At 69.8% G+C, this 25,656-nt stretch carries 36 protein-coding genes; 16 read left to right on the forward strand and 20 right to left on the reverse strand.

All coding sequences use genetic code 11. The features are described 5' to 3' along the window. Positions 1-40: 40 nt before the first annotated feature. Positions 41-1,279, forward strand: coding sequence for an oxygenase MpaB family protein (locus EL493_RS16480; protein ID WP_019050484.1), 1,239 nt, complete (start codon positions 41-43; stop codon positions 1,277-1,279). Between the two features lie 17 nt (positions 1,280-1,296). After that, on the forward strand, positions 1,297-2,361 hold the full coding sequence (locus tag EL493_RS16485; RefSeq protein WP_019050485.1) for a lipocalin-like domain-containing protein: 1,065 nt from the start codon (positions 1,297-1,299) through the stop codon (positions 2,359-2,361). On the opposite strand, the gene EL493_RS16490 is transcribed toward EL493_RS16485, so the two are convergent. Further along, positions 2,354-2,974: a TetR/AcrR family transcriptional regulator gene (locus tag EL493_RS16490; protein ID WP_019050486.1), complete on the reverse strand. Its 621-nt coding sequence runs from the start codon at positions 2,972-2,974 to the stop codon at positions 2,354-2,356. The genes EL493_RS16485 and EL493_RS16490 overlap by 8 nt on opposite strands. 110 nt (positions 2,975-3,084) lie before the next feature. Between EL493_RS16490 and EL493_RS16495 the strand changes: the two genes are divergently transcribed. Further along, on the forward strand, positions 3,085-3,921 hold the full coding sequence (locus EL493_RS16495; protein WP_022565698.1) for an LLM class F420-dependent oxidoreductase: 837 nt from the start codon (positions 3,085-3,087) through the stop codon (positions 3,919-3,921). A gap of 10 nt (positions 3,922-3,931) precedes the next feature. On the opposite strand, the gene EL493_RS33880 is transcribed toward EL493_RS16495, so the two are convergent. The 6 genes from EL493_RS33880 to EL493_RS16525 all read right to left on the reverse strand — a co-directional run bounded on the left by EL493_RS33880 (position 3,932) and on the right by EL493_RS16525 (position 6,814). Then, on the reverse strand, positions 3,932-4,111 hold the full coding sequence (locus EL493_RS33880) for a hypothetical protein (RefSeq protein WP_030201970.1): 180 nt from the start codon (positions 4,109-4,111) through the stop codon (positions 3,932-3,934). A 265-nt stretch (positions 4,112-4,376) separates the two neighbouring features. Then, complete coding sequence (locus EL493_RS16505; RefSeq protein WP_019050489.1) at positions 4,377-4,745, reverse strand: VOC family protein; 369 nt, start codon at positions 4,743-4,745, stop codon at positions 4,377-4,379. 40 nt (positions 4,746-4,785) lie between these two features. Continuing rightward, positions 4,786-5,313, reverse strand: coding sequence for an SRPBCC family protein (locus tag EL493_RS16510; protein WP_019050490.1), 528 nt, complete (start codon positions 5,311-5,313; stop codon positions 4,786-4,788). Beyond that, positions 5,310-5,675, reverse strand: coding sequence for an ArsR/SmtB family transcription factor (locus tag EL493_RS16515; RefSeq protein ID WP_019050491.1), 366 nt, complete (start codon positions 5,673-5,675; stop codon positions 5,310-5,312). The genes EL493_RS16510 and EL493_RS16515 overlap by 4 nt, the downstream gene beginning before the upstream one ends. Positions 5,676-5,715: 40 nt before the next feature. Then, positions 5,716-6,273, reverse strand: coding sequence for a TetR/AcrR family transcriptional regulator (locus EL493_RS16520; RefSeq protein WP_019050492.1), 558 nt, complete (start codon positions 6,271-6,273; stop codon positions 5,716-5,718). A 25-nt stretch (positions 6,274-6,298) separates the two neighbouring features. Beyond that, positions 6,299-6,814 carry a hypothetical protein gene (locus tag EL493_RS16525; protein WP_019050493.1) on the reverse strand — a complete coding sequence of 172 codons (516 nt, stop codon included), beginning with the start codon at positions 6,812-6,814 and terminating at the stop codon, positions 6,299-6,301. A gap of 210 nt (positions 6,815-7,024) precedes the next feature. Between EL493_RS16525 and EL493_RS16530 the strand changes: the two genes are divergently transcribed. Both EL493_RS16530 and EL493_RS16535 read left to right on the forward strand, forming a co-directional pair. Further along, the gene (locus EL493_RS16530; protein ID WP_022565694.1) at positions 7,025-7,639 is read left to right on the forward strand and encodes a DUF2637 domain-containing protein; all 615 of its coding nucleotides are present in this window, start codon (positions 7,025-7,027) and stop codon (positions 7,637-7,639) included. Positions 7,640-7,836: 197 nt separating this feature from the next. Beyond that, the gene (locus EL493_RS16535) at positions 7,837-8,025 is read left to right on the forward strand and encodes a DUF1918 domain-containing protein (protein WP_019050495.1); all 189 of its coding nucleotides are present in this window, start codon (positions 7,837-7,839) and stop codon (positions 8,023-8,025) included. A gap of 26 nt (positions 8,026-8,051) precedes the next feature. Here EL493_RS16535 and EL493_RS16540 read toward each other — a convergent pair whose 3' ends face one another. Beyond that, positions 8,052-8,960: an oxidoreductase gene (locus tag EL493_RS16540; protein WP_019050496.1), complete on the reverse strand. Its 909-nt coding sequence runs from the start codon at positions 8,958-8,960 to the stop codon at positions 8,052-8,054. A gap of 96 nt (positions 8,961-9,056) precedes the next feature. Here EL493_RS16540 and EL493_RS16545 point away from each other — a divergent pair, with 96 nt between their 5' ends. Beyond that, the gene (locus EL493_RS16545) at positions 9,057-9,443 is read left to right on the forward strand and encodes a beta-sandwich lipoprotein (RefSeq protein WP_019050497.1); all 387 of its coding nucleotides are present in this window, start codon (positions 9,057-9,059) and stop codon (positions 9,441-9,443) included. A gap of 28 nt (positions 9,444-9,471) precedes the next feature. On the opposite strand, the gene EL493_RS16550 is transcribed toward EL493_RS16545, so the two are convergent. Beyond that, entirely contained in the window at positions 9,472-9,999 is a 528-nt protein-coding gene (locus tag EL493_RS16550) for a hypothetical protein (protein ID WP_126405735.1), read from the reverse strand. 151 nt (positions 10,000-10,150) lie between these two features. Here EL493_RS16550 and EL493_RS16555 point away from each other — a divergent pair, with 151 nt between their 5' ends. Both EL493_RS16555 and hpnE read left to right on the forward strand, forming a co-directional pair. Continuing rightward, entirely contained in the window at positions 10,151-11,014 is an 864-nt protein-coding gene (locus EL493_RS16555) for a helix-turn-helix domain-containing protein (protein ID WP_232017240.1), read from the forward strand. A gap of 24 nt (positions 11,015-11,038) precedes the next feature. After that, positions 11,039-12,403, forward strand: a complete 1,365-nt coding sequence (gene hpnE, locus EL493_RS16560) for a hydroxysqualene dehydroxylase HpnE (protein ID WP_019050500.1) — start codon at positions 11,039-11,041, stop codon at positions 12,401-12,403. 7 nt (positions 12,404-12,410) lie between these two features. Here the strand turns inward: hpnE and EL493_RS16565 are convergent, their stop codons facing one another. Next, positions 12,411-12,962 carry a TerD family protein gene (locus tag EL493_RS16565; RefSeq protein WP_019050501.1) on the reverse strand — a complete coding sequence of 184 codons (552 nt, stop codon included), beginning with the start codon at positions 12,960-12,962 and terminating at the stop codon, positions 12,411-12,413. A 200-nt stretch (positions 12,963-13,162) separates the two neighbouring features. Here EL493_RS16565 and EL493_RS16570 point away from each other — a divergent pair, with 200 nt between their 5' ends. Together EL493_RS16570 and EL493_RS16575 are read left to right on the forward strand one after the other, a co-directional pair. Further along, positions 13,163-14,260, forward strand: coding sequence for a mechanosensitive ion channel family protein (locus EL493_RS16570; protein ID WP_019050502.1), 1,098 nt, complete (start codon positions 13,163-13,165; stop codon positions 14,258-14,260). A gap of 101 nt (positions 14,261-14,361) precedes the next feature. Further along, the gene (locus EL493_RS16575) at positions 14,362-15,270 is read left to right on the forward strand and encodes a hypothetical protein (protein WP_022565692.1); all 909 of its coding nucleotides are present in this window, start codon (positions 14,362-14,364) and stop codon (positions 15,268-15,270) included. Here the strand turns inward: EL493_RS16575 and EL493_RS16580 are convergent. Continuing rightward, on the reverse strand, positions 15,258-16,310 hold the full coding sequence (locus EL493_RS16580; protein ID WP_019050504.1) for a fatty acid desaturase family protein: 1,053 nt from the start codon (positions 16,308-16,310) through the stop codon (positions 15,258-15,260). The genes EL493_RS16575 and EL493_RS16580 overlap by 13 nt on opposite strands. Positions 16,311-16,495: 185 nt before the next feature. On the opposite strand from EL493_RS16580, the gene EL493_RS16585 reads away from it, so the two are divergent. Then, a complete protein-coding gene (locus EL493_RS16585; protein ID WP_022565691.1) occupies positions 16,496-16,822 on the forward strand; it encodes a DUF4333 domain-containing protein in 327 nt (108 codons plus the stop codon). Between the two features lie 14 nt (positions 16,823-16,836). Here the strand turns inward: EL493_RS16585 and EL493_RS16590 are convergent, their stop codons facing one another. Continuing rightward, the gene (locus tag EL493_RS16590; RefSeq protein ID WP_022565690.1) at positions 16,837-17,235 is read right to left on the reverse strand and encodes a hypothetical protein; all 399 of its coding nucleotides are present in this window, start codon (positions 17,233-17,235) and stop codon (positions 16,837-16,839) included. A 222-nt stretch (positions 17,236-17,457) separates the two neighbouring features. On the opposite strand from EL493_RS16590, the gene EL493_RS16595 reads away from it, so the two are divergent. After that, positions 17,458-17,829, forward strand: a complete 372-nt coding sequence (locus EL493_RS16595; protein ID WP_019050507.1) for a hypothetical protein — start codon at positions 17,458-17,460, stop codon at positions 17,827-17,829. 49 nt (positions 17,830-17,878) lie between these two features. Then, complete coding sequence (locus EL493_RS16600) at positions 17,879-18,361, forward strand: nuclear transport factor 2 family protein (protein WP_019050508.1); 483 nt, start codon at positions 17,879-17,881, stop codon at positions 18,359-18,361. 19 nt (positions 18,362-18,380) lie between these two features. Here EL493_RS16600 and EL493_RS16605 read toward each other — a convergent pair whose 3' ends face one another. Continuing rightward, positions 18,381-18,986, reverse strand: a complete 606-nt coding sequence (locus EL493_RS16605) for a TetR/AcrR family transcriptional regulator (RefSeq protein WP_019050509.1) — start codon at positions 18,984-18,986, stop codon at positions 18,381-18,383. 71 nt (positions 18,987-19,057) lie between these two features. After that, positions 19,058-19,669 (reverse strand): LysR family transcriptional regulator substrate-binding protein, encoded by a 612-nt coding sequence (locus EL493_RS16610; RefSeq protein WP_019050510.1) that lies wholly within the window; start codon positions 19,667-19,669, stop codon positions 19,058-19,060. Positions 19,670-19,798: 129 nt separating this feature from the next. Between EL493_RS16610 and EL493_RS16615 the strand changes: the two genes are divergently transcribed. Then, positions 19,799-21,007, forward strand: coding sequence for a YbfB/YjiJ family MFS transporter (locus EL493_RS16615; protein WP_052023862.1), 1,209 nt, complete (start codon positions 19,799-19,801; stop codon positions 21,005-21,007). Here the strand turns inward: EL493_RS16615 and EL493_RS16620 are convergent. Both EL493_RS16620 and EL493_RS16625 read right to left on the reverse strand, forming a co-directional pair. After that, positions 20,967-21,416, reverse strand: a complete 450-nt coding sequence (locus EL493_RS16620; protein ID WP_022565688.1) for a hypothetical protein — start codon at positions 21,414-21,416, stop codon at positions 20,967-20,969. The two genes, EL493_RS16615 and EL493_RS16620, sit on opposite strands and share 41 nt — an antisense overlap. Positions 21,417-21,620: 204 nt before the next feature. Then, the gene (locus EL493_RS16625; RefSeq protein WP_019050513.1) at positions 21,621-22,574 is read right to left on the reverse strand and encodes an alpha/beta hydrolase; all 954 of its coding nucleotides are present in this window, start codon (positions 22,572-22,574) and stop codon (positions 21,621-21,623) included. Between the two features lie 204 nt (positions 22,575-22,778). On the opposite strand from EL493_RS16625, the gene EL493_RS16630 reads away from it, so the two are divergent. Then, positions 22,779-23,348, forward strand: a complete 570-nt coding sequence (locus tag EL493_RS16630) for a TetR/AcrR family transcriptional regulator (protein ID WP_019050514.1) — start codon at positions 22,779-22,781, stop codon at positions 23,346-23,348. 194 nt (positions 23,349-23,542) lie between these two features. Beyond that, on the forward strand, positions 23,543-24,025 hold the full coding sequence (locus EL493_RS16635) for a hypothetical protein (RefSeq protein ID WP_022565687.1): 483 nt from the start codon (positions 23,543-23,545) through the stop codon (positions 24,023-24,025). Between the two features lie 23 nt (positions 24,026-24,048). Here EL493_RS16635 and EL493_RS16640 read toward each other — a convergent pair whose 3' ends face one another. From EL493_RS16640 to EL493_RS16655, 4 genes are read right to left on the reverse strand one after another with little or no spacing between them, the layout of a single operon-like run. Continuing rightward, positions 24,049-24,624 (reverse strand): hypothetical protein, encoded by a 576-nt coding sequence (locus EL493_RS16640; protein WP_019050516.1) that lies wholly within the window; start codon positions 24,622-24,624, stop codon positions 24,049-24,051. Next, positions 24,621-25,157 carry a DUF6286 domain-containing protein gene (locus tag EL493_RS16645; protein ID WP_022565686.1) on the reverse strand — a complete coding sequence of 179 codons (537 nt, stop codon included), beginning with the start codon at positions 25,155-25,157 and terminating at the stop codon, positions 24,621-24,623. Before EL493_RS16645 ends, EL493_RS16640 begins: the two co-directional genes overlap by 4 nt. After that, positions 25,154-25,471, reverse strand: coding sequence for an Asp23/Gls24 family envelope stress response protein (locus EL493_RS16650; protein ID WP_019050518.1), 318 nt, complete (start codon positions 25,469-25,471; stop codon positions 25,154-25,156). The genes EL493_RS16645 and EL493_RS16650 overlap by 4 nt, the downstream gene beginning before the upstream one ends. Further along, positions 25,468-25,656 carry a hypothetical protein gene (locus EL493_RS16655; protein WP_019050519.1) on the reverse strand — a complete coding sequence of 63 codons (189 nt, stop codon included), beginning with the start codon at positions 25,654-25,656 and terminating at the stop codon, positions 25,468-25,470. The genes EL493_RS16650 and EL493_RS16655 overlap by 4 nt, the downstream gene beginning before the upstream one ends.

Consider the following 25,656-nt stretch of genomic DNA (forward strand, 5'->3'; position numbering starts at 1 on the left):
GGGCGATCGCCGTTGGTGCAGTGACCGTCAGGAGCCGCTGGTGAAGTGCCCCACCGCCTTCCGCTACTGGGAGGCCCGCAGTACCCCGGCCGTACGCCGGGTCGAACGCCTGTTCACGACGGTGACCGGGCAGCGGCTGTTCCCGACCGACGAGCAGGCCGCGGCGCTGTGCGCGGACCTGTTCAGCGGCGATCCGGTGGCCGAACGTTTCGTCGCCGAGGTGATGCACGGCGAGATCGGGCCGAAAGCCGGGCGCCGGATGCTGGAGACGGCCCTGGCCGGGGGTATCGAGGCCGTCCCGGACGCGCCGGAGTCCATGCGCGCGCTGTTCGCCGAGTTCGAGACGGTGCCCGACTGGGTGGTGCCCGAGCTGGTGGAACAGGGCGCGGCGATCTGGCGGCGCTGGGGGACCATGCTGTTCAGCTTCGCCGGCGCCGAGACACTGGAGATGTACACCGAGGCCGCGGTCGCCACGCCGCTCTCGCTGGCGGGCGGCTACGCCGGCGACAGCGCGTTGCGGCGGTTCCTGGAGACCACCCGGTTCTGGATGGATGTCTCGGCGCCCCACGCGCTGCTCACCCCCGGCTCGGCGGGCCGGGCCACCGCGCTGAAGGTGCGGGTCATGCATGTCTCGGTGCGGGCCAGGGTCGCCGAGCATCCGGAATGGGATGTCGAACGGTGGGGTCTGCCGATCAGCCAGACCTACCAGATGCTCACCCTGCTCGCGGGCAGCGTGACGCCCGGGCTCGGCCTGTGGGCGCTGGGCTATCAGACGACACCGTCGGAAATCCGTGCGCTGCTGCATTTCCAGAAGTACATGGGGCACCTGCTGGGCGTGCGGCTGCGCTGGTATCCGGAGACGGTGGTGGACGGGCTGCGGGTGCTGGCGATGACCATCGCGTCGCGCTCCTACGACTCCGGCAGGCACGGCAGCGAACTGATCGAGTCCTATCCGGCGGCCTTCGCCCCGCGCGACGGGCATCGCGGCCTCACCCGGCTGCGCGAGATCTACAACTACCGCATCAATTCCGTGTACTCCGCGATGTACATGGCCCCCGGCACCCGCCGCCGCTACACCATGCCACCGGCGTTCCCGTGGATCCTCGTGCCGATCCTGCGGTTCCCGCTGATCACCGCCATGGAGCTCACCCGCCGGATCTGCCCGCCGTTCGCGCGGGCCCACGAGAAGGTCATGCTCGCCCACCGCGAGAACTGGTACCGAGCCCAGATGCGCGGGCGCGAAGCGGCCTTCGACGCCAGCGGCGCCCTGCGCCGATGACCCCACCGAAAGCAGCCATGAACACCACCGACATCGTCGAAGCGTGGAACGGCCCCGGCCGCCGCGACGCGGTCCTGACCCCGGTCCAGCCGCACCACAACGGATTGCACGCCGCCGCGAGCGCGCTCGCCTTCGAACACTGGTATTTCGACGCCCACCTCGACACCGGTCACGTGGTGATCGGGTTCCTGATCAAGCGCAGGCCCGAGGATCTGCCCATGTCGCGGCCCTGGGTCGAGTTGATCGTCTACAACCCCGACGGCACGCGCCGTCAGGCCGCGCGCCGCTATCCGCGGTCGGCGACCGCGTTCGCACCCGACGCCTGTGATGTCCGCATCGGCGCCAACACCGCCCGCACCGAAATCCGGGCCGACGGCCTGCCCAGCCATCACCTGCGGATGGCCGAGGACGGCATCGTCTTCGACCTGACGTTCCACAACGAGCTACCCAGCTGGATGCCCGGCAGGGGCGAGACCCGTTTCGGGACAAGGGATTCCTTCGGCTGGGTGGTCGGCGCTCCCCGCGCCCGGGTGACCGGTTCGATCGAGCTCGACGGGATCAGGCACGAGGTCACCGGGCGCGGCTATCACGATCACAACTGGGGCGTCGGTGACATGAAGAAGATCATCGAACGCTGGCACTGGGGCAGGCTGTACGTGGCGGACTATTCCCTGCTGTTCGCCTCCGTGCTGACCCAGCGGCGCCGGGGCGGGCACGAGATCAACCCGCTGATGCTCGCGCGGCACGCCGAGGTCGTCCTCTCCACCGGCGAGACCGTGCTCACCGAGGGGCCCGAACGATTCGACGCGACCGCGGGGCGGGCCTATCCCACCTGGATCGAGCTGCGCGTGCCCGGCGAACTCGAACTCCGGCTGGAGGTGGACCGGGTGATCCACGCCCACGATCTGCTCGACGACCTGCCGGTGGTGCGCTCCCGCCCGATCAAACCGCTGGTGCGCCGCCTGATCGGGCATCCCGGCTATTTCCGGTTCGCCTCCACCTTCGAACTCACCGTGCACACCGCCACCGGAACCGAGAAGCGCAGCGGCACGACCCTGCACGAACTCGTCGCACTCACCTGACCGGCGGCGTCTGCGGCGCGGTGACGAACGCGAAGAACGCCCGCCGCTGCGCCTCGGTGGGCACCGGCAGGTTCTGATTCCCGTGGACGAAACCGATACCGGCGAAGCACATCAGGCCCGCGCGCATCTCGGCTTGCTCGCTGGCGAACCCCATGTCCACGAGAGTGGCGGCGAGGGTGTGAAAGATCCTCTGGTCCAAGGCTTTCACCGCCTCGGCCACCTTGGCGTTGGTGCGTGCCCAGTCCCGCACCGCCAGCTCGACCTGCCACACCCGCTCCCCGGTGAGCAGCTCGCCCATCCGGGCCAGCCGCTGCTGCGGGGGCAGGTCGTCGAGATCCTGGAAACCGCGGGCCGCGTCGTTGTGATCGGCGCACCAGAACTGCGCCGTGGTCTCGAGCAGCTGGTCCACGCCGTCGAAATGCCAGTAGAAGCTGCCCTTGGTGACCCCGAGTTCGTCGCACACCTTGGCGATGGTGATCGCGGCGACGCCCTCGCGCAGCAGGATCCGCAGGGCCGCGGCGGTCCAGTCCTCGACCCCGAGCCTGCGGCCCGCGCCGCGCGCCGCCGCTTTGCGCCGCGACACCGGCGCGGCGGGTCGCGCGTTCTCGGTCATGGTCGCCTTCCTCCCGGTACCCGCGGACCGTACCGGGCCGTACGGTCGAACCTACCAAAGGGTATGGGTCGGTCCGGAATAGTCGCCGGGTACCCGAAGTTGCCTTCGGCATGAGCAGAGACGATCTCGGAACATTCGGCGTGTGGCGCCATTTCAAGGGTTTCACCGCGGACGCGGCCCGCGAAATCGAAGAACTCGGCTATCGCGCGCTGTGGCTCGGCGGCTCCCCGCCCGCGGATCTGGAGGTGGCCGAATCCCTGCTGGCGGCCACGGAATCGCTGACGGTCGGCACCAGCATCGTGAACATCTGGACCGCCCCGGCCGCGCAGGTCGCGCAGTCCTTCCACCGGATCGACCAGCGGTTCCCCGGACGTTTCCTGCTCGGCATCGGCGCCGGTCACCGTGAGGCCGACGGCGCGGACGCGGTGAAGCCCTACGACGCGCTCGTGGCGTACCTGGACGAACTCGACGCGGCGGGCGTGCCCCGGGAGCGCCGGGCGCTGGCGGCGCTCGGACCGCGCGTCCTGACGCTGGCCCGCGACCGGACCGCGGGCGCGCTGCCCTACCTCGCTCCGCCGGAGCACACCGCACTCGCCCGTGAGACCGTCGGCGCCGGGGCGTTGCTCGTCGCGGAGCAGAAGGTGGTCGTGGACGACGACCCCGACCGCGCGCGCGAAGTCGCCCGCCGCATGGTCCCCATGTACCTGGGACTGGTCAACTACGTCAGCAACCTGCGCCGGCTGGGTTTCTCGGCGGAGGACCTCACCGCACCGGGCAGCGACCGGCTGATCGATGCCCTGGCCCTGCACGGCACGCCCGCCGAGGTCGTCGCCGGACTGGTGGCCCATCTGGAGGCCGGGGCCGATCACGTCGCGATCCAGGCGCTGGACGAGGACTACCTCGCCGCGCTGCGCGCGCTGGCCGCGGTGCTGCCGGTCCGCCGGTGACGCCGCGGGGTCACTGACTCGGTTCGGGCAGTTCGCAATCCGAGACCTTCGGATTGACCCCGAGATAGTTGAGCGGACCCGCCACGACCGTGAGCGCGATGGTGCCCCAGGCGCCGCATTCGACCGGCGGGTTCGTGAAGTGGCCTCGTTGATGGGCCGCGATGAGTCCGGCGCCCAGCCACAGCAACATCAGCAGCGAGAGCACCCGCTTGGCGGTTTGATGGGGTGGCTGGGCCTGGACTACTTCGCGAATCTCACGAGAGCGTCGATTCCGTCGGTCGCGCATTGTCATCGCATCCTTCCCGTGTGCGATCATCACGCTCGTACCTCGTGCGAACTACGCCAACTCCGTGGATACCCCTGACACGTGCGCGGTCAGTCCGTCAACTGTGCGGCCCGGGGACCGCGCAGTCAACGGGGGCGCGCGAACTCACCCCACCGCCCGGACCGATCGGTCAGTGATCCGCCGCGACCACGCAGAACTCGTTGCCCTGCGGGTCTCGCAGCACGGTCCAGGCGAAACCGGGCAGGGAGTGCTCGTCCAGCACCTCGGCGCCCAGCGCCGTCAGCCGCGCGACCTCGGCGGGACGGTCGGTGGTCTGGAAGTCGATGTGGACGCGGTTCTTGGTCGTCTTGAGCTCCGGGACCAGCTGGAACGCCAGATACCGGCCCTCGCCGAAGCCCACGCCGGGCGGCGCGATCATCACGTAGTCGCCGGAATCGGCGAGGATGTCGTAGCCGAGGGCCGATTTCCAGAATTCGGCCAGCTGGGCGGGATCGTTGCTGTCGATGGTTACGCCGCCGAAGGCGATGGTGTCGGACACGGTCGCGACAGTAGCCCCGCCCACCGACAACGTGGCGGCCTCAGCCGGCGGCGCCGCCGAATTCCGCCAGGTAGTACGCCGACAGGGCCGGGTAGTAGTCCTCGAACCGCACGGTGGCCGGGTCGGCCCCCGCCTCGGCGGCGACCATGCGATCCAGGTAGTACTCCCAGCCCGGTCCGACGCCCTGCGCCATCGTGGGGTCGGGCACGTTCTGGGCGAAGGTCAGGGTGGTGACGCCGTTGTCCTCGGTCAGGTCGAGGCGCAGCTGCCAGTGCTCGGGATTCTCGCCGTCGTGCGGCGAGGAGGTGGTGATCCGGAGCAGGCGCGGAGCGTCGCACTCGTCGATCCGGAACCGCTCGGCCGGAACCTCGTCCTCGAACAGCATCTGGAACTTCACCTCCCCGCTCGCCGGGTCGCCGGTCCAGGTGCCGATCCAGCGGGCGAGCCGTTCCGGTTCGGTGACGGCGGCCCAGACGTCCTCGATCGGCGCGTGGAAGGTGCGGGTCCATGCGCAGTAGGTGCCGTCGCTGAGGTCGCGGCGGTGGCCGGTCGCGGTGGGAGTGGTCATGCTGTCTGCTCCTTGTCGGTCTCGGTGCCGGTGGTGGCCCGGCGTTCCCGGGTGGTGCGGCGGACCTCGAGGTCCAGGCCGTCGAGCGCGTGTTCCGGAATCGGCGGCCGGGACGGTTGCAGCTGTTCCAGATAGGCCCGCAGGGGCGCGAGCCCGTCCGATGCGAGCCGGTAGTGCCGCTCGCGGCCGTGCGGTTCGGCGTGGACGAGACCGGCCTCGGTGAGCACCCGCAGGTGCTTGCTGATCGCCGGTCGGCTGATGGGGTAGTCCGCGGCCAGGTCGACGACCCGGGCCGGTGCGGCGGCGAGTCGCTCGAGCAGGGCGCGGCGTACGGGGTCGGCCAAGGCCTCGAACACGTCCACCCTCCTATTGGTAACCCATGGGTTACCGATAGTCAAGGGTCTAGCGGGTGCCCCAGAGGCGTTCGAGGACCGCGCGCAGCGTGTCCGCCGGGACCGATCCCGGCTGGGCCAGTTCGATCCCGTCGGCGGCGACGAGGGTGGCCGCGGTGATCGCCGCGAGCAGCGGCGCGCCGACGGTGGTGTCGACGAGTCCGAGGGCCACGGCGTTGTCGAAGACCGCCCGGGTCCAGTCGTCGGCCTCGACGCCGCCGCGGGCGGTGGCCAGGACCGCGCGGTCGTCGGGATGTTCGGCGAGGGCGGCTTCGAGCCGCCGCTGGGCGTCGGCGAAGGCGGTCCAGAAGGCGGCGGTGCTCCGCTGTGGCGTCCACGGGCCGAGTGCCCGGCCGACGCGGGTGATCGTCTCGACCCGCACCGTCTCGAACAGGTCGTCCTTGCCGTCGAAATAGTTGTAGAAGGCGGCCCGGGACAGTCCGGCGTCCTGGGCGACGGTGAGCAGCGCGGCGCCCTCGCGTCCCTGCTCCGCGAAATGGCGACGGGCGATCGCGAGGATCTCGGAACGCTTCTGCGCCGGCAGGCGCTCGAATCGGGGCAGCGGCATGGCGCGGTCGAGTGTAGCCGTCCGGCTACGCCGGAACCGCCGACGTGGCCGCCGCGAGACGGCGCCGCAGCAGCACGGTGTGGATCCAGTGTCCGGCCCACACGAGCAGGGCCAGTGCGCCGGTCCCGACGCCGATCGGGCCGGGCAGGAGCGAGGCGATCTGCAGCGTGCACCAGGCGAGACCCGTTGCCGCCCAGAGTCGCCGGGCGTTCGGTGGGGTGCGCCCGTCGGCCGCGAGGCTGCGGTCGATCGCGCCGACGATGAAGAAGTCCTCCACGAAATTGAACGGCAGGGCGAACATCAGCCAGACCGAACGCGTCGAGCGGTGGCGCGCGCTCTCCGGAACCTGAGCCAGAAGACGTTGCAGCGCAAGGTAATACAGCGCCACGGCGCCGAAGAACACCGCGACGGTGAGGCCACCCGCGATCGGGCCGACCGCCGCGACCTCGCCGAGGATGCCCGCGCCCCACTCGGGCGCCCACAGTGGCTGGGTCAGCAGCACGACGACCGGGATCGTCAGGACAAGTGTCGCCGCGCGCATCGTCGACCTCCAGCATTCGAGCGTTGTAGACACACTGTACATACATTATGTACACAAACGTTGGTCGACCGGAGAAGGGTGACTGTTCGACCGTCGCGCGGACGCCCGGCGCCAGGCAGGCGGCGCCCGTCGATCGTCGAAGGGTCCGGATGCCCGTACCCTGTTGAGTGTCTGCATGTTTGGTGGCCGTAGCCCGTAGGATGGAGCCCGATGGACCACACGGACCCTTTCCCTCGCCCTGTTCCGTTCACGGTCCCGAAGCTGCTCGTGGGCTTAGGGGCGACACTGGCTGTTGCTGCGGCGATCGCCTCGTTCACCTTCACCTCCACCCTCGCCCGCACCGCGGGCGTCCCCGACAACCTGACCTGGCTATGGCCGGTGGTGGTCGGCCTCACCGTCGCGCTGGTCGCCTGTACCTTCATCACGCTGGTGGGGATCCGTGACGACAAGACGACCTCGCTGGTCCGGGTCTACGAGCTGCTACTCGTCGCCGCCGTGCTGATCAGCATCTTCGGCAATGTGCTCGCCATCTCCCGCGACCCGATCGAGATGGGCATCCTCGAGATCGCGACCGTGGTGTCCGTCCCGCCGCTGTGCCTGATGATCTGTGTCGGCAACTACCTGTTGCTCGCGGCCGTCGTCCCGGTCCGCATCGTGGCCGCGATCCGCGAGGACGACTGGCGGCTACGGGTTCTCGGCATCCCCGGCGCCTCCGCGCAGGCGAAGGACGCGAACCCCGCGCACCACGACGGCTGGTGGGATCAGTACCGCAGCGAGGCGAGGACCCCGCCGTCCACCCCGACGGCGCCGCGCACCCGCTCCTGAGCGACCGGGCATCCCGGCGGTCCAGGGTGTGGTGACGCTCGCGGCATCCTCGCCGCGATCGGCGCGACCCTGGCCGCCGCCGCCACCGTGACCGGCTAGCTTGCGCATTCACCCCCGGTGAGCTGCGTTTCGGTCGCATACTGGGCGGGACTGCTCGACCGACGCGGCCGGATCACCGGCCAGAGGGAGGTTGCTCGATGCAAGCCAAGGTGGGAGACCGGATCCTGGTGCACAGCCAGACGGTGGGTCGCGGTGACCAGTCCGGCGAGATCCTCGAAGTGCGCGGCAGCGACGGCGCGCCGCCCTATGTGGTGCGGTTCCAGGACGGGCACGAGGGGTTGATGTTCCCCGGGCCGGACTGTGTGGTCGTGCCGCAGGAGGCCTGACGCCGTCCGGCCCACCGCCTTCGTGGTCAGAGGAAGGGATAGCTCACGCCGGTCAGCTTCTCCGACACCTGCCAGAGCCGCCGGGCGAGCGCCGGGTCGTGCGAATTCCTGCTCGAGGTGGCGAGTTCGGGGTAACCGCGCAGGCCCAACGGTCCGCCGGGCCCGTAGTACCGGCCGCCCTGCACCACGGGGTCCGTGGCCGCGCGCAGCGTCGGCAGGGCGCCCATCGCCGCGGACTGGAAGGCCAGGCCGGTCGCGGGGCCGCGCAGCACGGCGGGCAGGTGCCGCATCAGGTCGGTGTCGGCCGCACCGGGATGCGCGGCCACCGAGATGGTGGCTCCGGGTGCGGTCGGCAACCGGCGCTGCAGTTCGTAGGCGAAGAGCAGATTGGCCAGTTTGGACTGGCCGTACGCGGCCACCCGGTCGTAGCCGCGGCTGAACTGCAGATCGTCGAACCGGATGTCGGCCCGCACCCGGTGCCCGAAGCTGCTCACCGTCACCACTCGTGAGTTCGGCACGGGCAGAAGACATTCCAGCAGCAGTCCGGTGAAGGCGAAGTGGCCGAGATGGTTGGTGCCGAACTGCAGCTCGAAACCGTCGGCCGTGACCTGCCGAGGTGGATACATCACCCCGGCATTGTTGATCAGCAGGTCGATCCGGGGATGCGTGGCCTTCAGCTTCGCCGCCGCGTCCCGGACGTCGGCCTGGGAGCTCAGATCGAGTAGCTGGAGTTCGAGCTCGGCGGCGGGCACTCGCGCGTGAATCCGGTCGACGGCATCCTTGCCCCGCTCCGGATTTCGCACGGCCAGCACCACCCGCGCCCCCGCGGCCGCGAGCGCGGCGGCGGTCTCGAAACCGAGACCGGAGTTCGCGCCGGTCACGATCGCGGTGCGTCCCGATTGGTCGGCGATGTCCTCGACAGTCCACCTCGGCATGGTTCCCCCTGTAGTCGATGAGCGAAATCGATCGTCCCGCTGCCGGTTTCGACTCTAGGCCGAGCCGTGCCGCCCGCACCACGGTTAGGATGGGGAATGGGGAAGAAGCTCATCGCCGCGGTCGCGGCCCTGTTCGCCGGTACCGTCGCGGTGACCGGATGTTCCAGTGACGCCGATGTGGTGTCGAAGAACCTGTCCAAGGAATCCGATCAGTTCAAGATCGACCGCCGCGTGGTGTTCTTCAACGGCATCACCGACAAGTACCTGCTCTCCATCGAGGGCAAATGCTCGATCAAGGACGAGAACAACCAGCTCGAGGTCACCTGCAGAACCGGCGACGACGAATACAAGAAGCACTTCCTCGGCCTCTCGGACAACGTCAGCTACTTCGTGGAACAACTCGAAGGCGCCAACGTCAGCCCCTACCACTACAAAGTCATCTTCAAACCCGAAACCATCATCGCCGACGTCGACCACCCGTGAGTCATCCCGAAAAGCGTAGGGCTGGAACTCAATCGTGCGGCAGGGGCGCCTCGAGCTGTTGTCGTCCGCCCCGGAAGAACGTCGTGGAAACATCGGGCAGGCTCAGTTCGGCGCGCATCGCGCGGAGGAACCCGTCGAATGCCCGGCGGGTAGGGCCGGCCATCTGCCGCCACTCTTCGGCGGACACGACGCCCGCCTGCGCCTGCTCGTACAGATCGGTCAACGCATGCTCCACTTCGGTGGCAGCTTCGACGATCGACGACGACCCGTGTAGCCACACGGCAATGAACGCGGTGTCGGACGACTGGAATCCATCCCCCTTCGCCCGGGCCAGGGACTCGGTGAAGGCATCACTCGCGCGGTCTGCCAGCGCGATGGAGCGGATCAGCCCGTAGGAGGATTGGAATTCTTCCGCATAGCGCTGATAGCTGGCTGTCTTCTGGTCGCGACGCCATCGGGCCGACTCGGCTCGGGAATCCCAGAGGCGACCGATGGCGATGCCCAGGATTGCCGTCAGCGTCGCCAATATTGCTGGAATCATGGAACTTTCACCCACCCTTATAGCTCCAACGGCGAGAAGAGTCTATCCGGCCTGGGGCGATGACGCTGCGTCCTGAGCGTTCAAGGGTGAGCAGGAGTCACGTCGGCTGTGGACGCCGTTTGTCGGACTGCGACGATGTCCCGGGCCCTTCCGTAGGCTGGTCGGGGTGGGAGCTGTGGAGGGTGGTCGAGGGGTCGAGGTGGGGTGGGATTTCGCGGGGCCGGGGGTGGGGATGCCGGCGGGGGTCGGGGTGATCGGGTATCGGGATGTGGGTGGGGTGGGGCTGGATCTGCGGGTGGCGGGGGCGGGGGTGGTCACCGTGGTGGTGGCGTTCGGGGCGGGTGGGGTGACGGTCGACGACGCCGAGGGGCGGCGGTCGCTCGGGGGGTTCGTGGCCGGGCTTCCGCTGGAGGCCATGCGGATTCGGGCCGAGCGGGCGGAGTGCGTCGAGGTTCGTCTGTCGCCGACGCGGGCCTATTCGCTGCTGGGGATCGACCCGGCCCAGCTGGGGCGGGGCGCGGTCGCGCTGGAGGAGCTGTGGGGTCCGCGGGCGCTGCGCCTGCGTGAACAGCTCGCGTCCGCGCCGACCTGGGACGAGCGGTTCGCGCTGACGAGATCGTTTCTGGCACAGGGCGACCGGTCCCCGCGTGTGCCCGACCCGGAGGTGCTCGCGGCCTGGGAGCGGATCGTGGCCACCGGTGGCCGGGCGAAGGTCGGCGCGCTGGCCGAATCCCTCGGCTGGAGTCACAAACGGCTGTGGGCGCGGTTCGAATCCCAGATCGGGCTCACGCCCAAGCGGGCGGCGATGCTGATCCGGTTCCGGTCCGCGGTCGACGAACTGCTGGCGGGCCGCCCGGCCGCCGACGTGGCGATGGACTGCGGCTACGCCGATCAGGCACATCTGTGCCGGGACGTGTCCCGCTTCGCCGCCCATACGCCGGGCGCGCTGCGCGCGCACTATCTGCCCGCCATCGCCCGGCAGCGGTACCACGCCTGGGGGAGGACTTCGCCGATACCGGTGGGAGATTGAGAGAAACGGCGTTACATTGTCTCAATGGTGGGCACACGCGATTCACGCCGGTTCGTCGTCATCGGAGGTGGCCTGGCCGGCCTGGCCGCCGCGGTGTGGCTGGCGGAGGCCGGTAAACAGGTGACGCTGCTGGAGCGGCGCGCCCGGCTGGGCGGACGCACCCAGGCGATGCGGGTCCCCGAGGTGGACGACCTCCCCGACAACGGCCAGCACGTGGTGGCCAGCGGATACCACAGCCTGTGGCGGTATCTGGACAGCGTCGGCACCCGGCAGTACGTGACGTTTCCCGGTGCGGGCAGTCTGCGCTGGCCGGGTGGTCGCGCGGTCATGTTGTACACCAAGGGATTCGGCGCGTTGCGCACACTGCTGGGCGCGCATCCCGACGCCGGTCCGCTGGAGCGGCTGCGGGCGCTGCGGTCCACGCTGCTGCTGGTCGGGCAGGCGCTGTGGCAGCCGCGGGACCTGGCCGACATCACCACCGAACAGTGGTTCCAGCGCGTCGGAATGCCGGCGAAAGCGCGTGAGGCGCTGTGGGATTGGCTCGCGCTGGGAATCGCGGCGGAGCCGGTGGACCGGGAATCGGCGAAGGTGTTCGCCGACGTTCTGGCCACCGGCGTGCGCATCGGTGTCCGCGATCGCGCGGCGGTCACGATCGGTTACCCCACCGTGGATCTGGACACTCTCTTCATCGCCGGCGCCCAGCGGGTGTTCGAGCGCCACGGGGTCGACGTGCGCTATCGCGCGGTGGCGCGCAAGATCGTCGTCACCGACGGGCGGGCCAGCGGCGTCGAGCTGGCCGACGGCTCGCTGATCGACGCGGACGCGGTGATCTGCGCGGTCCCGAACTCGAACATCGGCGGGCTCCTCGACGACCTGCCCGAACATGCCGAAATCTATGCCGCCGCCGACAAACTGGGCGTCACCCCGATCGTGAGCACCAACCTCTACCTGGACCGGCCGCTGCGGACCAGGTCCGCCATGGAGGCGCTGATCGGCGGCACCGGCGTGATCGACGAGGTCTTCGACCGGCAGCGCATGCACGGCCGCACTCCCGACGGCACCTGGCTGTACTGCCTGACCACCAGCGGCGCCTACGAGCAGATCCACCGGAGCAACGACGAGATCCTCGCCGAGCAGATGGCGCTGATCCGCCGCTACTATCCCGAAGCCGCCGACGCGAAGCTCGTGACCGGGCACGTGGTGAAGATGCCGAAAGCGACCTTCTCCCAGGTGCTCGGCACCGACAACCTGCGTCCCGGCCAGCGCACCTCGGTTCCCAACCTGATGCTGGCGGGCGACTGGACCCGCACCGACTGGTCGGCCACGATGGAAAGCGCCGTCCAGAGCGCCGAACGCGCCGTCGCCGCGCTGCTCGACCAGCCGGAGTAGGCCGCGCTCAGCGCAGATACCGGGCGAGAAGGGGGACGGCGTCGGCGGCGTGCTCGGCCTCGATCGGATCGCCGATCAGGGTGAAGCGCCAGCCGTCGGGGCCGCGGTGCAGCGCGCCGAAGACCAGGCCGGTGGCCGCGCCCACGTGGTCGAGGTCGACGCGCACCAGTTCGGTGCCCGCGACGGCGTCGACCACCCGGCAGAAGCCGTGGTGGATCGTGTCGAATCGCTGCCCGGTGTAGCAGGTGACGAGGAAGACGATGCTGGTGACCGACGGGTGCACCCGGGTCAGGTCCCCGACGATCACCTCGTTGTCACCCGCGCCCTCCCCGGTGACGCTGTCGCCGAGGTGGCGCAGGGCGCCGTCGTGGGAGATGAGTCGTTCGTGGAAGACGGCGTCGACGAACGCCGTGCCGGCGAACGACAGGGCGGCGGCGTTGAGATCGATGCGGTTCGTGCGCGGTGCCAGGGATTCGACGTCGTCGCCGGGCGCCCAGCCCAAGCCGAGCCGGACGAGTTCGAGCGTGTGATCAGCGGTAGTGGGGATGGTCGGTGCCATGAAAATCCTCAGGGTAGAACGAAAGCGGGCGTCGAGCCCGGCGCCCGCTGTCACCCGGGTGCCCGTTCCACCGCATCCGATCGGTCACCGCGCCGATCGCCATCGAACCGTCATGTCGATCGCGGCCGATCCTGGGTATGCGCCGGGGAGGCGCTCCGGCGTCGGAGCGCCGCAACTGACACCGAGAGGAGTTCGATCTCGTGGAAGGTCTCTTGCGACCCCTCATCGTCGTGCTGGCCACGATCGCGGTCACGGTGACGACGGGCCTGCTGGTCGACCGGGTGTTGCGCTACATCGCACGCCGCAGGCCAGATACCCGATTGCCGCTGCTGCTGCGCCGGGTCCAGCTGCCGTTGCAGCTGCTGGTCGGCGCGGTGACCCTGCGCGCGGCCTATCCGCTGGCGGAACTGGACCTGCGCCGGGACACCGTCGTCCGCAACGTGCTGGCCTCGGCCGCCGTCATCGCCGCGGTGTGGGCGATCATCCGGATCGTCGACGCCGTCGCCGAGAATCTGCTGCACCGGTACGCGCGCCGCACCAGCGACGTCTCCCGGGTGCGGCAGTTGCGCACCCAGCTGGGGCTGGTGCGCCGCATCGTCACCTCGGTCCTGGTCGTGACCACCGCCGCGGTTGCCATCCTGCTGCTGTTCCCGAGCCTGCGCACACTGGGCACCTCGATGCTGGCGTCGGCCGGCGTCATCGGCATCATCGCGGGCGTCGCGGCGCAGTCGACGCTGAGCAATCTGATCGCCGGCCTACAGATCGCGTTCGGTGACTCGGTGAAGATCGGCGACACCGTCGTCGTGGAAGGGGAGTGGGGGACCGTCGAGGAGATCACCCTGGCCTTCCTCACCGTGCGGATCTGGGACGACCGGCGGCTGACCATGCCGGTGTCCTACTTCAACAGCAAGCCGTACGAGAACTGGTCGCGGGGCGGATCGGAGGTCACCGGCACGGTGTTCCTGCACCTGGACCACAGCACGCCGGTGCCCGCGCTGCGCGCGCACCTGCACGAGTACCTGCGCGACCGCCCGGAATGGGACGGGCGCAGCGGGAATCTGGTCGTCACCGACAGCACGCCGACCAGCATCGTCGTGCGGGCGACGATGTCGGCCGCGAACGCCGACGACGTCTGGGACCTGCGCTGCGCGGTCCGCGAGGAACTGCTGACCTGGCTCGGCCGCCATCACGCGCACGCCCTGCCCAAGATCCCCGCGACGATCACCGAATCCGACAGTGCGGCGGAGTTTTTCGACAGCCCCGCGCCGCAGTCGAAGCAGCAGGTCCACGCCCGGTGAGCGCGGGTGGCGGAAACGGGGGTTGACACCGTGCCGATCGCGGCTTTGACTGACTGGGAAGCAGGTGTTACCTCCTCCGACAGCGCTCTGAGAGGTAGACGATGCGTGGCACGCGGTACGCGGCCCCGCGGCGTCGGCGTGCATCGACCGCCCGCCGCGGTGCCCTCTCGGTCCTGGCCGTGCTCGGCGCGTGCCTGCTCGCCCTGGCATCCGCCCAGCCGGTCGCCGGACAGCCCATAGCGAACACCGGTGAGAGCGGGTTCGCGATCCCCTTCGCCGGTGCGCCCACCTACGAACACGTGGCACCGACCCAGCTGACCGGGCCGGACCAGCTCAATCAGCCACTCGGCCAGGAATGGGCCGACGCGATCGCGGGACAGGTGGGGCTCAGCCGCGCCGACGCGCTCACCGAGCAGCAGTACGTCGATCTCACCACCGGCGGCGGCGTCGGCGGCGACCGCGCGGCGGCCGACGTGATCGTCGCGTGCGTGGAGATCCTCACCAATACGGTCGGAAACCCCCTGACTTCCAGGGCCGACGGGCAGCCGCTGTCGACGGTGCTGGCCAGTTACGGCTTGTACGTCGATCCGGCCGGGCTGCTGCAGAGCCCGGCCAACGCGGCCGCGCCGACCCGGCAGGTGAACACCCTGATCGCGCCCGGCGGGTATGTCGGGAACTGGTTGCGGGACAACGGCGCCGCGCACACGCTGGTCGCGCTCTACCGTTCCGCCTACACCGTCCAGGCGGTGTACGGGTTCGCGGCACAGCAGATGTCGGGGACCGCGCAGCTGGTCACCAATACCAAGGGCGGGGTGAGCACCCGGGTCGGCATGTCGATGGCGCCACCGCTGTGGATCGTGAACTTCGCGCTGATCTACGTCCTGAATCCCACCCTCGCGGCGGGCATGCCCGCCTACTGGACGCCCATCCCGCCGCCGGTGGCCGACGCCATCGCGGCCAGCCCCACCGGTCAGGTGCCGTACCGCGAGTACGCGGACTACTTCGGCTGAGCGGCCGCGCGCAGCGGTGCGCCGACGTGATGCAGGTGCGTCAGCGCCTCGCGATAGGACGCGATCAGCCCCGTCTCGTGGTACGGCACACCGATTTCCCGGCAATGGTCACGGACGATGACCTGGGCGTGGCGCAGGTTCGGCGTGGGCATGCTCGGGAACAGATGGTGCTCGATCTGATAGTTCAGACCGCCCAGGGCGAGATCGATCATCGTGCCGCCGCGCACATTTCGCGAGGTCAGGACCTGGCGGCGGAGATAGTCGGGACGGTCGTCGCCGGTCAGCGTCGGCATGCCCTTGTGGTTCGGGGCGAAGATGCAGCCCATGTACAGGCCGAACAGGCCCTGATGGACCGCGAAGAAGGCGAGGGCCTTGCCCGCGGGCAGCACGGCGAACACAGCGGCCAGATACAGCGCGAAATGGCTGAACAGCAGCGCGCCTTCCCAGGCGCGATATTTCAGCTTCGCCTGCCGCAGCGCGCGCACGCCGGCCACGTGCAGATTCAGGCCCTCCAGCAACAGCAGGGGAAAGAACAGGTATGCCTGAGCCTGTCCCAGCAGTCGCGGCAGACCACGGCTGGACCGTGCCTGCCGCTGGGACCAGAGCAGAATATCCGGGGCGACATCGGGATCGAGGTCCTCGTGATTCGGATTGGCGTGGTGGCGGGTGTGCTTGTCCTGCCACCAGCCGTAGCCCAGACCGATCCCCCCGTTGCCGACCAGCCGTCCCACCAGTTCCGTCGGCCGGCGCAGCCGGAAGACCTGACGATGGGCCACATCGTGCATGACCAGGGCGATCTGCGCGAAAGTGACCGCCAGGAACGCGGCGACCAGCAAGGTCCACCACGAATCGCCGACGACCACGAACGCCGCCCAGCCCGCCACGAACGCGGCCCCGACCAGGCCGAGCCGGACCGCGTAGTAACCGGGCCGCCGGTTCAGCAGTCCGGCGGCGGAGACCCGGCGCAACAGGCGGGCGTAGTCACCGTCCGCGCCGCGCCGTGGCGGCGATGATTCGGGAACCAGGGAGGAAGTCGGCATAGCTCGTCCTGACAGCGGAGGGGCGTGGTGTCGACATCCGACGCTAACGGCGGATTTCTCGTCGCTCGTAATCCTCTGGTATGACCCCGAATAGGACTGGGGTGTGGTTTTCGGCGTCCGCCGCCGTATCGCGGAGTAAATTTGCAGACGGCACGCCCTTGTTCCCTCGATAGTGAGGTTCGATCATGAGGACTCTCCGCACCACTCCCGCCGTGCTCGCCGCGCTCGTGTCGCTGGGTTTCGCCGCCGCCGGATGTTCGGTCTCGATCGGCACCGATACTGTCGACAAGGAGAAGGTGGCCGACCAGATCAGCACCCAGCTCGCCGCCCAAGTCGGGGAAACTCCCGACGAGGTCACCTGCCCCGAGGACCTGAAAGCCGAGCAGGGCGCCACCATCACCTGCACCCTGACCGAACAGGGCGCCACCTACGACGTGAAGGTGACGGTCACCTCGGTCGACGACGACGACAATGTGAAATTCGATATCGAGGTCGCCGACGCGCCCAACTAGGACACCGCCACCGATCAGCTTCCGGTCGCGCCCTGGGTGGCATTGCTGAATTGCGTCCTGGCGTCGTTGACGGCATTGCGCGGGGTGTAGAACGTCACCGTATTGCTGGTGTTTCCGCTCGCCAGCGGACATTCCACCCGCACCGCGTACGATCCCGGCGGAATCGACGGGATCACCAAGGCGGTGAACACCGCGGGCGCGGGATTCGCGTCGGGATTGGGCACATTGTTCACGAACAGGGTGCAATTCATGGCCGGCGATCCGTCCCAGGAAATATTCCAGCTGTCGGAACCCTCCAGGGTGACCGAGATCGTCGGCGGTGTCGCGGCGACCGAAGGTCCGGCGCCCAGGCTGACACCTACCGCGACAAAGGGGGTGAGAACGGCGGCGATCCGCCCAGTACTCGCGTGCATTGTCACTCCTCCGGGAATGGGAATGGTGTGATGCTGCGCCCCGAAATCGGGCTGCGGTGTTTCGAACGCCGAATACCGGCATCAAGTGTCCGCTCCTCGGCCGAGCCGGTCAACACCGCGCACGATCGCGTGACGCGTCGCTGCGCGGGCGATACTGTTTAGAAACCGCGATCGGCGGTACCGCCACGAGAGAACGGACTTGCCGGAACAGAGGAGGACTTCATGGGTTCGCAGGACATCATCGCGCAATTGCGGCAGGACATCACCACCGCGGGCGACGCCGGCGACGAAGCGACCGTGGCACGGCTACGCGGGGAATTGGCGACCGCGCTGCGGGAAACCGGCGCCGGGTCGGCCGCGACCGTCACCGAGGACGACCTGCGGGCCCTGCTCGACGCCACCGCCGCCGACGCGCGACTGGTGCTGTCGGAAGGCAAGGTTGGCGTCCATTCCGGCACCGACTACGCCGGTGGCGGGCTGCTCGTCATCACCCGTGCCGACCTGCTCGACCGCGTCGGCTCACCGGCCGACGACCGCAAGCTCACCGAGACGGCGGCGTTGCTCGACACCGACATCCGCTTGCTCGGCGCCTGACCGGGCGGAATAGCCCCACCGAATCTAGAACGCGTTCTACACTGCGGCGATGGACCTTGTCGCGATCGAGGAGATCAAGCGCCTCAAACATCGCTATTTCCGCACGCTCGATCTGAAGCTGTGGGACGAGTTCGCGGACTGTCTCGCCGAGGACATCTCCGCGCGCTACGGCACCCAGGCCATGGACAAGCCGCTGCATTACGACAACCGCGCCGATGTCGTCGCGTTCATGGAGCAGAACCTCGGGTCCGGGATCGTCACGGTGCACATCGCCAACCATCCCGAGATCGAGGTCGACGGCGAGACCGCGACCGGATCGTGGGCCTTCGAGGACACCGTGCTGGTCCCGGCCGCCCAGCTCCAGATCCGGGGTGGCGGATACTATTCCGACACCTATCGCCGGGACGCCGACGGCGTGTGGCGCATCTCCTCGACCCGCTACGAGCGCATCTACGAAGCGGTGACCTCCCTGGCGGACACTCCGAGCTTCAAGCTGATCGCCAACCGCTGGGATCCCTCGCTCGCCCGCTGACCGGCGCGTCCCGACACGGTCAGCCGTTGTGCCCGGCCTCGGCCGCGGGCGTCGGCAGATCGAGAATCGCGACGACCGTCGCGTGCACGCGGCGCTCGAGTTCGCCGGGCACGCTCGCGTCGAACTTTCCGTGCAGGTACAGGAAAGCCAGGCCGTGCACCATCGACCACAGCGCGGTGGCGAGAGCTTCTTCGTCGGAGTCCGGAAATGCTTTCCGCACAATCGATCTGACGTATTCGTGAATGGCGGTGGTGGCCGCCAGCCGGTCGGGGTCGGACGGATCGCACGGTTCGGCGAACATGGCGCGGAACAGGCCCGGCCGGTTCAATGCGAAGCGCACGTAGGCGACGGCGATCGCCGTGAAATCCTCGGCAGTGGCCGGGGCGGTTCCCGCCGCCGCCAATTCCATGGCCAGGTCGCGGTATCCCACCGCGGCCACCGCCGACAGCAGCGCGTCGCGATCGGCGAAATGGCGGTAGGGCGCCGCGGTGGACACCCCCGCGCGCCGTGCGGCGGCACGCAGTGACAACTCGGTGGCGCCGTTCTCCTCGAGCAGCTCGATCGCCGCGCGGACCAGCGCGGTGGGGAGGTCGCCGTGGTGGTACGGCGTGTTCGTCGTTGCCATGTCCCCAATTTAACAAGTGTCGACACTGCTTACATCGTGGGTAACTGCGGGTTCCTAGGTGGGGGCGTGGATCAGTGGAGGACCGCCGGGGGATCGGTGAGCGCGGCGTCGAGGAACCGGCGAAGGGATCGAGAGGGTTCCGGCGTGCGCCGCCAGCCGAGATAAAGGGTCGACGGCGGGATGTCGGGAAGCCGCCGGTAGACGACGCCGGGATGGGGTGCGCGATGGGTGGCCAGCGCCGGAACCGCGCCGATACCGCGGTCGGCGGCGACGAGCTCGATCCACTCGTCGAAGTTGCGGCAGGTGACCGTCTCCCGGTCCGGATCGGGATCCGGCCAGCAATCGGGGGTGGTGGTCCCCGATTCGGTGTTCACGACCAGCGGATAGTGCGCGAGGTCGGACCAGCGCAGCTCCGGGGATCGGGCGAGCTCGGAGCGGTTCGACACCGCCAGTACCCGTTCCTCGGTCCCGATCGGCCGCCAGCGAATCGATCCGTCGGCGCGTCCGACGGTGCGGGCCACGGCGATGTCGATCACGCCGTTGCGCAGGTCCGTGGCCGGGTTGTCGCTGCGGACAAGGCTGACCTGGGCACCGGATCGCTCGTAGCGCGCCCGCGTGGCGGCGAACCAGTCGGTGGGTAGCAACCAGGAGAACCCCACCCGCACCTGCGTCAGCGACCGCATCTCCGCCTGCAGTTCGGTCAGCTCGGTCAGGATGGCGCGGCTGCGCCGCAGGAACAGCTCGCCGTCGGCGGTGGGTGCGGCGCGTCGCGCGGAACGGTCGATGAGGGCGCAGTCGAGAATGCGGTGACCATGTCGTCTGCTTCCGCCTCCCGTCTCAGCGGGCCGCGTGTCGGCGTGGCCGCCGCGGCCGGCCTGGCGGCCGCGATGGGCGTCGGGCGGTTCGTCTTCACGCCGCTGTTGCCGATCATGACGGCGACGGCCGGGATCGGCGCGGCGGACGGAGCGGTCATCGCGACCGGCAACTACGCGGGCTATCTGGCCGGTGCGGTGCTGTTGACGAGAAGGCCGCACCTGAGCCGACGCGGCACCTTCCTGGCGTGGTCGCTGGTACTGGTCGTCAGCGAGGCGGCGATGGCGCTGTCGGCGCAGGTGATGATCCAGGCCGGATTGCGGTTCGTCGCGGGCGCGGCCAGTGCGGCGATCTTCATCGCCTGTGCCGCCACTGTCGCCCGGCACCGGCGTGACGGCGCGTCCTCGGGTGTGGCGTTCGCCGGTGTCGGCGTCGGTATCGCGATCAGCGGCGTGTTCACCCTGCTCGCCGGGAACTGGCTGTCCTGGCAGGGCATGTGGGTGGGATCGGCGATCGTGACCGCGCTGCTGCTGATTCCGGCCACGGCCCTCGACATCCGCGGCGAGACCACCGGCGGTGACCTGCCGCGAGACGGGGCGGGGCGCGATCGGCGGGTCCGGCGGGCCTGGGTGCTGCTGTCGGCCGCGTACTTCGCCGAGGGGCTCGGTTACATCATCGTCGGGACGTTCCTGGTCGCGGCGGTGGCCGGCGCCGGTGGCGGAGTGTCCACGGCCGGGTCGTCGCTGTGGATCCTGGTCGGCGTGGCCGCCGCGCCCGCGACGGTGCTCTGGCACCGGGTGGCCCGCCGCGTCGGTGCGGATCGGGCGCTCGTGGCGGCCCTGGTCGTGCAGTGCCTCGCGATCACGGCGCCGGCGCTGGACCGCGGTGTCCTCGCGGCGCTGATCGCCGCGACCGGCTTCGGGGCGACCTTCATGGCCATCGTGATGCTCGCCGTCGAGGTGGGTGGCCGGTTGCCCGTCGCCCGGACCGCGGCGACGTTGACCGCGGTCTTCGCCGTGGGTCAGATGCTGGGACCGCTGGTGGTGGCGCCGGTGGTCGGGAAGTCCTATGCCACCGCGTTCGCGATCGCGGCCGGGATCGTCGCCGTGTCGGCGGTGCTCGCCGCGGCCGCGTCCGCGTCGCTGCGGGCGATTCCAGCGATGCCGGTCAGTCGCGCACCCCGGCGAACGCTGTCGCGATCGCGGTGACAACGGCCACGGTGATCGCGGCCAGGATCGTGACGGCGCCGCCGGTGCTCAGATCGGCCCAGCCGACCATCATCAGGCCCAGTGCCGCGACGGTGAGGACCGCGTCGGCCAGTACCGCCGAGGTACCGAGCGAAACCCGGTCCATGATCGCGCGGGGGCGAACCGCCGTTGCCGCGCCGAGCAGCAGGAACGCCAGCCCCAGCACCGCCATGGCGGCGGCGGCCGAGCCGACCGAGGCCCCGGCCACCGCGGACACCGCCAGGGCGACGCCCACCGCGGCCTGCGTGGCGCCGATTACGCGCAGGGTCCGGATCGGCGCGGAGTCGCCGCGCAGGAACCCCCCGCCGCGCGAACCGCCGCCGGTGCGGAAGGTGGTGGAAACGGTGTGGGTGGGAAGTGCGGTCGTCATGGTGCCCATCTCCTCAAAGATTACATCGCCATGCAGAATTACTGTCTACTGCAAAAATAGTCGATTCCTGCGGGGAGGCAACAGAGTCGGGGCATGAGAGCACTCACATCGGCGGAGGGCAGTGACGTGCGTTGCAGTGGGGCCGGAGGCGGCAGGAAAACGCCGTCCGGCGGTGGGACTGCCGGACGGCGTGGGGGAGCCTGATCAGTGCAGGGCGTCGCGCAGGGTGTCCTGGGCCAGCTTGACGGCGGAGGTCGCGGCATGGGTCGAGCGCATCGAGTTGATCATCATGAAGTCGTGGATGATCCCGCCGTAGCGCACGTGGGTCACCGGGACACCCGCGGCGCGCAGTGCGGCCGCGTAGGCCTCGCCTTCGTCGCGCAGCACGTCGGCTTCGCCGGTGATCACCAGGGCGGGTGGCAGGCCCCGCAACTGCTCGGCCGTGGCGCGCAGCGGGGAGGCGTAGATCTCGGCCCGTTGCGCGTCGTTCTCGGTGTACTGGTCCCAGAACCACTTCATGCCCTCGCGCGTGAGGAAGTAGTGCTCGGCGAACTGGTGGTAGGAGCCGGTGTCGAAGTCGGCGTTCGTCACCGGGTACAGCAGCACCTGGTGGCTGATCCGGACGTCGCCGCGGTCCTTGGCCATGAGGGCGAACACGGCGGACATGTTGCCGCCCACCGAATCGCCGGCGACCGCCAGCCGCGAGGCGTCCAGTCCCTTCTCGGCGCCGTGCGCCACCACCCACTGCGCCACGGCGTAGTTCTGTTCGATCGCGGTCGGGTACTTCGCCTCGGGCGACAGGGTGTACTCGGGGAACACCGCGGCCGCGCCCGCGCCCACGGCGAGTTCGCGCACCAGCCGGTCGTGGGTGTGGGCGTTGCCGAAGACCCAGCCTGCGCCGTGGATGTAGAACACCACCGGCAGCGGTCCGGTGGCCCCGGCGGGTTTGACGATGCGGACCGGCACGGTGCCCGTCGGCCCGCCCTCCACCGTGATCCACTCCTCGTCGACGTCCGGCATGTCGACGTCGCCGGACTGCACCTCGTCGACGGCCTTGCGGCCCTCTTCCGGGGGTAACTGGTAGAGGAACGGCGGGGTGTCGGTGGCCCGGCAGAACTCGGCGGCCTCAGGTTCGAGCACCGGCTCGATATCGGTCATCGCAGTCTCCTTCGGTAGATGGAACTGGTGCCGGTCACGTGATCGGTACTGCGGGGGACCGGCTTGTTCGGACGATCTGGCCCTCGGTCATGGCAGTGCGCTATTACCTGCATAGCACCGAAAATCGAGAACAAGCGTCCAGTCACGCCGTACCTGGAAAATTGCAGTCAAAGGTAAAAACGCCGCCGCTGGTAAGGTTGCCGGATGACCGCGGGCAGTCTGAGGGAGCGCAGCAAGGCGCGGCGCCGGGAAGCGATCCTGGCCGCCGCCTACCAGCTGTTCGCCGAGCAGGGCTTCGACGCCACGAGCATCGCCGATATCGCCGAGGTCGCCGAGGTGTCGCCGCGGACGGTCACCCTGTACTTCCCGACCAAGCTCGAGCTGGCGATGACGCATTTCACCGAGTACGTCGACCAGTTCGCCGGCGTCCTGCATGCCAGGCCGGCGGGGCAGGGCATCCTCGACACGGTCGAGCAGTGGCTGCGCCGCAAACAGGCCGAGCGCGACAGCGTCGACGAGCTGTACAACCGCATGCTGCAGGCCAATCCGCAGCTCGAGGGATTGTGCCGGGGACGCCTCACCGACGTGATCCAGGACGGCGCGCGGCTGCTGGCCGAGGAACAGGGCTGGAATCCCGACGACCTCGCCCCGCGCATGCTGGCGGCGACCGTCGCCAGCGTGATCGTGGAACTGACCCACCAACCCGAGCCGGGGAACCTCGAGCTGGCGATGTCGTTCATCCGGGCGGCCGCCGCCACCCTGCCGACGCGCTGAACGTCCACGCGGCACTCCGGTGCGAATCGCGCCGCCGTCCGGGAAAGAACTACCGACTCGTCGGGACGTGCCGGACACCCCTTGCGGTGGCTTGATGCAGAATGGGCAGGTGGACGATAGACCTGGGACGGAGTTCGGAATGCTGACCGCTGTGGGAACGATGGGTGTCGCGGCGCCTGTTCGCGGCTAGTTCGATGACGGATCAGGAAACCGGGCCGGGGTTCACGATGGGAGCGGACGACAGCAGATACGACGCGGTGAACCGGCTGCGCCGGCGCTGGGAAGAGGCGAAGGCCGCCGAGGCCGGTCCCGAGACGACCCCCGCCGGGCCGTCGAATGTGGTGCGGCTGCCGCGCCGCCCGCGACGCGGTCGCGAGAACGGCGACGCCCGCCCGCAGCCCTGGATGCCGGAGGGGGTGCACGATCCCGCGCCCACCCGCCCGGTCACCCGCGCGGAACTGCAGGGGGAATCCGGTTCGTGGCTGGTGAACCCGCCGGAGTGGGCCGCGGCACCGGCCGCCGAGACCGCCGACCAGGAGAACAACGTCCTCGATCTGAGCGCGTCACGGCGCAAACGCGCAGGCGCGGAAGGCGCGCCCGCGCGGACCCGGCCGAAGGTGATGCCGCGGCGCGTCGGGCCCGGCGAGCACAAGCCGGGTGGCGATGCCAAGGCCTGATCGCCCGCGCCGGGGCTGAGCTCTCACCGCGTGCGCTGGGTGCGTCCGCGGTCGGCGATCCGGAACTCGACCGTCACCGGGATGGCGGCGAGCTCGAGTGCCGTCCGCAGGCGGGGGACGGCATGGGCCAGGATCCGCTGCCGCAGCGCGGGCAGATCCGCCGCCGGGTCGGTGTCGACGAGCAGGTGCAGGTCGGGGCCCAGTGCGCTGCCCGACAGCCGCGCCGTCGCCGAACGCACGCCCTCGTAGGTCTCCACATCGGCGGCCACCGCGGTGGCCGCGATCTCGGAACCCAGGACGGTCCGGCCCTGCTCGCCGGTATCGTCGAGCAGCCAGCTGCTCGCCTTGGGCAGCCGGGTGAACTGCGCCGCCAGCCACCGCAGCGCGAGCAGTGCGAGGACCACCGCGCCGGCGACGACGAGGTAGAACACCGGCCCCGGCGGATCCTCGGTGCCGGGAACCAGCGGCGCCCCGGCGTCGACGTGAAAGGCGCCGAAATGCGCCGCGATCAGCAACCCGCCCGCCGTGGCCGTCAGCAGGCCGAGCAGGCCGAGGATGCCGCGATTGAGCCGGGCGGGCCGGTTGGCGGTGGTGCTCATCGCGAACCTCGGTGGCCGATCGTGCGCAGGCTGGTGCGCAGACGGGGCACGGTGGCCGGCTTGATCCGGTCCAGCCGCTCGGCCACGGCCTGCCCGACCTCACGAGCGGTGTGTTCGGCCGTATGGTGGGTTCGGCCCTTGACGTGGATCTTCTTGCGGCGCAACGCCACCCGGGACTTGTCCAGCCCGTCGACGCGACCGGTCGCGTCGGTCAGCGCGTGCCGCAGACTGCGGCGGGTGATTCCCGCGTCCATCCCGTCGCCGGCTTCCAGGGCGAGCACGACCGGCTTGCCCGGCAGTGCCGCCACCGCCAGCAGCGCCACGCCGAGGACCGCCACGACGATGCCCGCGGCCAGCACCCAGGCGCTGCCCCAGGTGGTGTCGTGCAGCCGGGTGGCGAGGCTGTCGTAGGAGACCCACTCCCGGGTTCCGGTGAGCCGCTGGATCAGCGACACCGCGACGAGAACGGCGGCGCCGCACAGGATCACGGCGGTGAGCACGGCCGGGATCACCCGGCGTGGACGGCGTGTCATCGGACTCTCCTCTCCGGCGGTTCCGGCACCATCGCCGAGACCTCGATGTCGACCCGGGGCACAGTGAGGCCGGTCAGTTCCTCGGTCCGGGCGATCAGATGGGCGCGGCACTCGGCGGTGACCCGCCCGACCGGCTGCGGGTAGCGGACGGGCAGCCGGACGCGCAGGGTCGCGCCGGTCCCGACGACCTGCGCGTTCACCTGCGCGCCCGGCTCGACCCCGGCCACCTCGCGCGCGGCCCGCTCGGCGATCCGGCGGACCGCGCGCTCACCGACCGTGGTCGCGCCCGGCAGCTCGGCGGCGGAGCTGGTCACCGCCTGCCCCGATCCTGCGCCGAGCGCAGCAGCCCGGACAGGTCGACCTCACCGTCGAGCCAGCGCCCGATCAGCAGACCGAGGCCACCGAAGATCAGCACGACGGCGAACGCGCCCAGCCCGCCGAAGGCGGCGGCGAATCCCAGGGACAGACCCATGACGAGGCAGATCGTGGTGGCGTTCAT

Origin of the sequence: Nocardia asteroides (genome assembly GCF_900637185.1) — a bacterium.
GTDB classification, from domain to species: Bacteria; Actinomycetota; Actinomycetes; order Mycobacteriales; family Mycobacteriaceae; genus Nocardia; species Nocardia asteroides.